This window comes from Lacticaseibacillus manihotivorans DSM 13343 = JCM 12514 (assembly GCF_001435035.1).
GTDB classification, from domain to species: domain Bacteria; phylum Bacillota; class Bacilli; order Lactobacillales; family Lactobacillaceae; genus Lacticaseibacillus; species Lacticaseibacillus manihotivorans.
Map to the genome: position 1 here is coordinate 20,510 of NZ_AZEU01000125.1, position 7,025 is coordinate 27,534.

At 48.2% G+C, this 7,025-nt stretch carries 8 protein-coding genes and 1 pseudogene; 2 read left to right on the plus strand and 7 right to left on the minus strand.

The features are described 5' to 3' along the window. Positions 1 to 117 precede the first annotated feature (117 nt). The 3 genes from FD01_RS16055 to FD01_RS06745 are packed head-to-tail and all read right to left on the minus strand — an operon-like array spanning position 118 to position 1,158. Positions 118 to 270: a hypothetical protein gene (locus tag FD01_RS16055; RefSeq protein ID WP_156647282.1), complete on the minus strand. Its 153-nt coding sequence runs from the start codon at positions 268 to 270 to the stop codon at positions 118 to 120. Then, on the minus strand, positions 267 to 848 hold the full coding sequence (locus tag FD01_RS06740) for a DUF1700 domain-containing protein (RefSeq protein ID WP_056963374.1): 582 nt from the start codon (positions 846 to 848) through the stop codon (positions 267 to 269). The genes FD01_RS16055 and FD01_RS06740 overlap by 4 nt, the downstream gene beginning before the upstream one ends. Beyond that, entirely contained in the window at positions 835 to 1,158 is a 324-nt protein-coding gene (locus FD01_RS06745; protein ID WP_056963376.1) for a PadR family transcriptional regulator, read from the minus strand. The genes FD01_RS06740 and FD01_RS06745 overlap by 14 nt, the downstream gene beginning before the upstream one ends. A gap of 113 nt (positions 1,159 to 1,271) precedes the next feature. Here FD01_RS06745 and FD01_RS06750 point away from each other — a divergent pair, with 113 nt between their 5' ends. Further along, entirely contained in the window at positions 1,272 to 1,817 is a 546-nt protein-coding gene (locus FD01_RS06750) for a hypothetical protein (RefSeq protein WP_054716040.1), read from the plus strand. 66 nt (positions 1,818 to 1,883) lie between these two features. Here FD01_RS06750 and FD01_RS06755 read toward each other — a convergent pair whose 3' ends face one another. Further along, the gene (locus FD01_RS06755; protein WP_054716037.1) at positions 1,884 to 2,537 is read right to left on the minus strand and encodes a histidine phosphatase family protein; all 654 of its coding nucleotides are present in this window, start codon (positions 2,535 to 2,537) and stop codon (positions 1,884 to 1,886) included. Beyond that, positions 2,537 to 3,304: a phosphosulfolactate synthase gene (gene comA, locus FD01_RS06760; protein WP_056963378.1), complete on the minus strand. Its 768-nt coding sequence runs from the start codon at positions 3,302 to 3,304 to the stop codon at positions 2,537 to 2,539. Before comA ends, FD01_RS06755 begins: the two co-directional genes overlap by 1 nt. A gap of 163 nt (positions 3,305 to 3,467) precedes the next feature. Here comA and FD01_RS06765 point away from each other — a divergent pair, with 163 nt between their 5' ends. Continuing rightward, positions 3,468 to 4,667, plus strand: a complete 1,200-nt coding sequence (locus FD01_RS06765) for an acyltransferase (RefSeq protein ID WP_056963379.1) — start codon at positions 3,468 to 3,470, stop codon at positions 4,665 to 4,667. A gap of 145 nt (positions 4,668 to 4,812) precedes the next feature. On the opposite strand, the gene FD01_RS06770 is transcribed toward FD01_RS06765, so the two are convergent. Both FD01_RS06770 and FD01_RS06775 read right to left on the minus strand, forming a co-directional pair. Continuing rightward, positions 4,813 to 5,526 (minus strand): DUF4811 domain-containing protein, encoded by a 714-nt coding sequence (locus FD01_RS06770; RefSeq protein ID WP_056963381.1) that lies wholly within the window; start codon positions 5,524 to 5,526, stop codon positions 4,813 to 4,815. Then, positions 5,523 to 6,722: pseudogene (locus FD01_RS06775) on the minus strand (DHA2 family efflux MFS transporter permease subunit); the annotation flags it as partial. The pseudogene FD01_RS06775 and the gene FD01_RS06770, both read right to left, overlap by 4 nt. Positions 6,723 to 7,025 lie beyond the last annotated feature (303 nt).

The following is a 7,025-nucleotide window of genomic DNA, read 5'->3' on the forward strand; positions in this document are numbered from 1 at the left end:
CTCGTTCCAATCTAGAACCACAACTTTACGCCTTAGACAATCAAAAAGCACACCACCCAAAAAGGCGATGTGCTGAAATTTCAAATTGACAAATCGTGATCGTCTGCCATTTAGAGGTTAGTCCCCTAAATGGATCACTGAATACCAGCGATGCGTGTAAGGCACATAGGCATGAGGGTTCGCCCCGGAAAATAAGAAGCCGACCATGGCAATGGCAATACCCGCAACAAATAAAATGGCGCCTACGCGTAATACCTTGAATTTGTTCATGCCAACGCCCCCTTCGTCTTATTAAACTGCGACGCTAAACCACGAAACGCCCAACCATGTGCCAACGCACAATATTTGATCACGGCAAACGTCAGCCACCCGGCAATGATCCCACCACCGATGCAGGCTAAGCCGACGCCAAGTTGGGTGATGCCATAAAACGGGACGGCGATAAACGCTGGCACGCTCATCAAGACGGCCATGCCGCCACCGATCAACAAGCCAGCAGATAAACAGCCGCCGATCAACGGCACACACCATAGCATGATTTCAAAACAAACACCCATCGCGCCAGCTGCTAAGGCGAAACTACCCCAAAGCGGCGAGCCTAAAATCACTAAGGTCCACAATAACCAGTGATGGTGACGTTTGGGCGCAACTGGGACACTTTGAGTCGCTGCATACACCAATTCATTCGGTGAGCCCATGGCATCGACGGCTTCAGCCTCAGACTTGCCAGACTCCATTAAATCTAAGATCATTTCATCATAATAGGCACACAAGCGATTCACTTCACTTGGTGCGACATGCCCTTTTAACCCGGTGCGCAAATGCGCTAAAAAATCATTGCGTGTCATTTTCCAAACTCCTTTTGATAAAATCAGCCACTGCTTGCACCGACGCCCATTGATCGACAAACTCTGCGATACTTTGACGGCCTAGTGCGGTGAGATGATAGTAATTACGCGTGCGCCCATTATGTAATTGCGCGTAGGTTTTCACCCGCCCGTCTAACTCCAAACGCTTGAGCAAGGGATACAACGTCGATTGGGTCAACCCCAGATCCGGCGGACAATTTTTCAGTAGCTGATAGCCATAAGAATCACCAGCGGCCAAACTGGCAAGCACCCCATATTCGATCAGGCCTTTTTTCAATTGACTGTCCATGGGTATACTATACATTGCAGAGTATATGACGGCCTCGGTCTTCAGTCGCATCTTTTTCATGCGTGCAAGCGTTATATGTTAGAATAAAGCATATCGAATTCGGAGGCCCTTTCATGAAACGCAAATTATTCGCCGCACTAACCGGCTTTTTGGTCTTATTCGCTTTAGCCGGATGCGGCAAGCGCCAAGACACCAGTGCAATCGGCAGCATTTATAAAGCGCAAACTTACACCACCAACGGCAAAACCCACAAAACCACCAAGGCTGTGGAAATGACCCTTTATCTCACTAACGACAACAAATCCGGCGTCTTATCGACGGCCACTTTGGCCCAAGCGCCTTACTATCGCCGTTATGAAACCATCACCCGCAAAACCTCAGGCAATAAAACCAAGCTGACCACCACTGGTGAAATGCTGGCAGAAACCTTCGATGACGCCTCAGACGCTGAAGCTGGCATCAACACCACGAAGTATTCCTACAATAAAACCGGTGACAGCCACTCGTCTGGTAGCTACACCAACGCTGGCAAAACCTTAGACTTAAAGCTTGGCAACACCACTTGGCATTTCAAGCGCACGGAAAAGAAAACCCGCTTCTTACTCCCATATGGACTCGCTGATCAAGCCAAACAAGCCAAACTCGATCAAAAGAATTAACTCAGATCACGAACAAACGCCTCAAGCTGAAATCAGCTTGAGGCGTTTGTTTGTTGGCTCAATTGCTTACAGAATCGAAACGTTGCCTTCATTTAAATCAACCTGTGATAAATACGCAGTTTGATTATAGGCATCAACCGCTAAGCCATCTCGCGTCACTGCAAGAATCGACGTGGACAAATTCTTCAGCCCTAAAAGTTTGAGGTTGCCTGTCGCTTCTTGAATGCCGATTTGACTGATGCCACCATGGGCAAAAATCAACGCATTGTCATCATCCCCGAGACTCGCCGCGATGCCAGCAAGCGCTCCGGCAAAGCGCCGCCGAGCCTCATGGAAGTTTTCCATCCCTAAGTTGATCAACCGCGGATCATCTTGACGCTTGGACATCAAGGCAAATAACTCAGGCGCTGTCTTGATCAATTCTGCGCGACTGCGGCCTTCCCATTGACCAAAAGACAACTCCCGCAAGTCGTTGACCGTTTGTAATTCAGGCGCTTGATGACGTGTAAAATACTTCAACGTTAATTCAGCGGTGTCATAAGCCCGTGCTAACGGACTGGTAAAGGCTTGGGCAAATTCATATTGATCTAAGTAATGGGCGAGTTGTCGATAAGGCGTTAAATCATCCGTCAACAACGGACTGTCAGCACCCGCCCCTTGCAGACGTTTTTCCAGATTCCAAGCGGTTTTGCCGTGACGCACAATAAATAATCTGCGCATTAGACTTTCCCCACGGTGTCACCACGCAAGCCGCGACGTAAGGTTTCTAAGGCCGTGACCTCATCATGGGCGATGTTGCCAAGATTGACATGACTGCCGAATTGTAAGATCAAAGCCACTTGTTGCGGCTTCAATGGCGCTTCAAAAATCACCTGAGTAATGCCGTTAGCCGCCAAAGCATCGAGTTCAGATTGAACGATATTGCCATCTTTGTCGTAGATGCCGATGTTTTTGCCAGCTTCTCGGGCCTCCAAGATCACATAATCCGCGCCATTGCGCAAATCGGCATTGATCGAGGCAATGCGTTGTTCAACGGTCAACTCGTGATCCAGGGTGGGGTCTTTTTTGCCGACTTCAGATAACACCTTAAAGCCGGCATCGCGAGCGGCTTTAATGGCTTCGGCGCGAGTATGGGCATCCACCGTGGTACTCCCGTCTGAAACTTCGATCCCGGTGAAGCCAAGGTCTTTAGCTTCGGTCAAAAATTCCGTTAATTTGTCATGTTGCAAAGCGACTTCCAATAACGTCCCACCGGGATAAGGCATGATCCCGGCTTCGCGATACTTGGCGGTTTTGGCTTGGATCAACTCCCGGCTCATGGTGGCAGCCGTTCCCCAGCCAAATTTGGCAAAACTGATATAGTCGCCTGCTGTGGCGATCAAATCATCCACGGCATTTAACCCTAAGCCTTTATCGAGCATCATGGTTTTACCCATGTTGGCGATTTTGATTTGGGCTGGGTCGCGTAATTGGTCAAAAGCTAACATATGTAAGTCCCCCCGTTGTGTTTAAGCACAGCTTACGCGCCAATCGTGAATTTTCTGAGAAGAACCGCGATTTTTATCACGCATTTGTCACCTTAATTTCACCATAGTTTCGCCCAACCTCTCCTTTAACCTAAACACATCAGGTTAAAAGGAGGCCGTCACCTTGGCCAAAAAATATCTTCATGAAGTGGACATGATGCGCGTCTTCTTCATTTTCGGCGTGTTGCTCAATCACACCACCACCGCGTTTATTCAACAAATGAGCAGTGGTGGCGCGGCTCGCACTGCATTACTCGGATCGCACTTGTTGATCCATTTCACACGCATGGGCTTTATGTTCATGACCGGCTTGGTGTTGACCTTAAATTACTACCACCGCCATCAATGGGGCCGCTTCTTTCAAAAACGTTTCGCCGGTTCTGGGTGGCCTTACCTATTATGGAATGGTTTATATTTAGGCCTCGCGGTTTTGATCGGGGCGCCGAGTTATCACTGGGCCACATTTTGGTCAGATTATGCGGATATGATCTTACATGGCAACGCATGGTACATGTATTATATTCTGATCACCTTGCAACTGTACTTAGCCTTTCCGCTGATCGTGTGGTTATTCAAGCATGTCAAACATCACGAGTGGCTGCTTGGCATCAGCTTCTTGTTACAGTTAAGTATTGTCACTTGGATCAAATACATCATGCCTGGTGTGGATCGCAGTCAGTGGCTGTGGTGGTGCCGCGCTTACGGGGTCAATATTTTCACCTATCAGTTTTATTTCATGCTTGGGGCCTACACCAGCATCCACTACCAACAAGTCACGCATTTGGTCACCGCACATTTGCGCGGGTTGACCATTGCTTCAGTGACGCTTGGCATTAGCACGATCCCTTATTATTTCTGGAATCGTGCGGTGTTAGGGTTAGATCACACCCACGCCGTTTCGCCACATCAACCTTACATGTTAGTTTATGACACGATCGTGATTTTGACAGTCTTTGGCCTCGGCCAAAAATTTGCCGCTTGGCGTGCAAATGGTATGCCGACTTGGTTTGCAACCGCCATTCACAACGCTGCGATCGTTTCGTTTGGGGTATATCTCGATCAAACCTTAGCGTTAAGTATCTTACGTGGCGCGTTGAGCTTGATGACCTTACCCGATTGGGCTTGCGTGATTTTGATCCCAATCGGCTATGTGGCAGTCTTAGCCATGGCGGTGGGCATTGCCTGGTTCTGCTACAAAGTCCCACCATTTGGATTATTGATTGGACGTCCGCAGTGGCACATCTTGGCCCGTAACCGCCGCAAAAAAGTACCAGCAAAAATCATCACCGCTAATCCGCAACCAGCAAAAAACGTGACCGAGTGATCGATCACGTTTTTTGTGCCAGAGCTTTTCGAAACGCCTTTAGCTGACCAGGTAGCCTAGTTCAAGTACTCGGAATGTCTTTTGGTCTGAGTGCTTGAACGTCGCTAGCTGTGTCGGCGTTGTTTCGAAAAGCTCGACATGGCAACTATTCTGCTTTAACGGCTTTGATGGCTTGTTGGATCGCAGCTTGTTGAAGCTTGGCTTTGGCTTGGGTGATCACTTGTTTTTGTTGTGTTGCAGTCATAGCAGGATTTTTCATCTTGGCTTGAATGACAGCTTGTTGAATCGCGGCAGTCATTTTAGCTTTTTGGGCTGCAGTTGGATTTTGAGCAGCTTTCAAGCGCTTGGCTAATGCTTTGGCTTGTTGTGTCGACAAGCTGGTCCAAGTCTTTGGAATGGTGATGGTATTGACTTGCTTGATCAGCTTGTGATTGTTTTGGTTGGCGAAGAAGGATTTGTAGAAATCATTCTTGTACACCCAAGCGGTTTTAACCGACTTGACTGTGGCTTTGTCGCCAGTGACCACGCGATTTGAAATCAAGTAGTCGGCTTTGGTATGCGTGGTTTTGCCTGCCACTTTGTAAATATACACTTGTCGCTTACCGGAAGTCCCAACGTCTTGATGTAATAACATCGGCAGGGCTTTTGACGGGCTAGCAGAAGTAATCGTCACAGTTTTGGTAGTGGTAACTTTTTCCATGCCGAAATGAGACCGGTCATTGGCGTTGACCAGATACAATGATCCGATCATGATCACCCCAAAAATCGCACTGAGGATCACCCGCCAAACACCATTTTTCATCATGATAAAGCTTAAATATAAGCCGATCACGCCGAGAATTAATGTCGCAATAATCATTCGCACACCTCCTTTGCAGTCACATCGCGGCTGGCGACCGCTTTTTTATTGAGGAAGAACGTCAACGCCCAACCTAAAATCGAAAAGCCGATGGCAAACCAGAAAGCGGCATGGTAACCACTCAAGGTTGCGTTGAAATACAAATGCTTGTATTTCAACGGATCAGTCGTCAACATGTGCTTCACTGGTGAAGCATTGTCGGTCACGTTGGACAAAACGGAAACCAAAATCGCCGTGGTCATGGAGCTGGCGATTTGCCGTACCGTGTTGTTCACTGCAGTGCCGTGGCGGATCAAGTCCATCGGCAAAGCATTCATCCCGTTAGTGGTCAATGGCATCATGACCATCGCGACCCCAAACATCCGCACCGCATAAATCAACGTGATGAACAAGCTTGGCGTATCTGCCGTGATGAAGGCAAAAGGTAAAGTCGCAGCGGCTAACAAGAAGAAGCCCAGTTGCGCTAAACGCTTGGCCCCGATGCGGTCAAACACGATCCCAGTGATCGGACTCATGACCCCCATCATCAACGCCCCAGGCAACAAGGTGAGGCCTGATTCAAGCGCGGATTTACCATGTAAGATCTGTAAGTATAACGGTAAGATCATTTCCACGCCGACCATGGCCATGTTGGCGATCGAACTTAAAATCGTGGAAATGGTGAAAATTTTGCTGGAGAAGACTTTGACTTGAATGAACGGATCGTCGAGTTTGAGTTGCCGTAACACAAACAACACAATGACGACTAACCCAAAGGCGATACTACCAAGCACGATCGCATCGCCCCAGCCGCGGCTGGACACTTCAGAAAAGCCGTAGAGCAAGGCCCCAAACCCGAAGCTTGATTCAATCAAGGACAAAATGTCGAGTTTTGGATTGGAAGTTGGCAGCACATCTTTAACAAAGAACAATGACAGGATCAACACGATGACCACAACTGGTAGCAACATCCCAAACAAAGTCCGCCAACCGGAGTTATCGATCACCCAACCAGATAACGTTGGGCCGATTGCAGGTGCCACCCCAACGGCTAAACCCGTCAAGCCCATGGCAGTGCCCCGCTTTTCCGGCGGGAATAAGTTCAGCATGATGTTTTGCAGCAGTGGCATCGTGATCCCGACACCTAACGCTTGGATCAAACGTCCTGAAAGCAACATGGGGAAACTATTGGCGATGAACGCCACTAAAGTCCCAATGCTGTCATCGCGCAGTTTATACCGTTCCGATTACTCAAATAAGCGTCAAATAATTCCAGCCCCGATCTGCCGGACTACCGAAATTATTTGACGCTATTTTTATGCACGAAAATCCGGCGATTGACGATACAAAAACAGAGTTGCCCCTGTATACTTGTAGTCACCACAACTCACAAAATACAGAAGATCAACTCCAATATGAATTCTACAGGACAATCATTCACAAGCAAAGCCCCAATTTCATTTCAACCCGCGTTTTACAATCAAGTTAGCCACTATCGTTAGCACTCAGACAAAATAAAA

Excerpts from the sequence above, each read along its gene's own strand:
- FD01_RS16055 (WP_156647282.1), bottom strand. The coding sequence starts at position 270 with ATGAACAAATTCAAGGTATTACGCGTAGGCGCCATTTTATTTGTTGCG.
- FD01_RS06740 (WP_056963374.1), bottom strand. The coding sequence starts at position 848 with ATGACACGCAATGATTTTTTAGCGCATTTGCGCACCGGGTTAAAAGGG.
- FD01_RS06745 (WP_056963376.1), bottom strand. The coding sequence starts at position 1,158 with ATGGACAGTCAATTGAAAAAAGGCCTGATCGAATATGGGGTGCTTGCC.
- FD01_RS06750 (WP_054716040.1), top strand. The coding sequence starts at position 1,272 with ATGAAACGCAAATTATTCGCCGCACTAACCGGCTTTTTGGTCTTATTC.
- FD01_RS06755 (WP_054716037.1), bottom strand. The coding sequence starts at position 2,537 with ATGCGCAGATTATTTATTGTGCGTCACGGCAAAACCGCTTGGAATCTG.
- comA (WP_056963378.1), bottom strand. The coding sequence starts at position 3,304 with ATGTTAGCTTTTGACCAATTACGCGACCCAGCCCAAATCAAAATCGCC.
- FD01_RS06770 (WP_056963381.1), bottom strand. The coding sequence starts at position 5,526 with ATGATTATTGCGACATTAATTCTCGGCGTGATCGGCTTATATTTAAGC.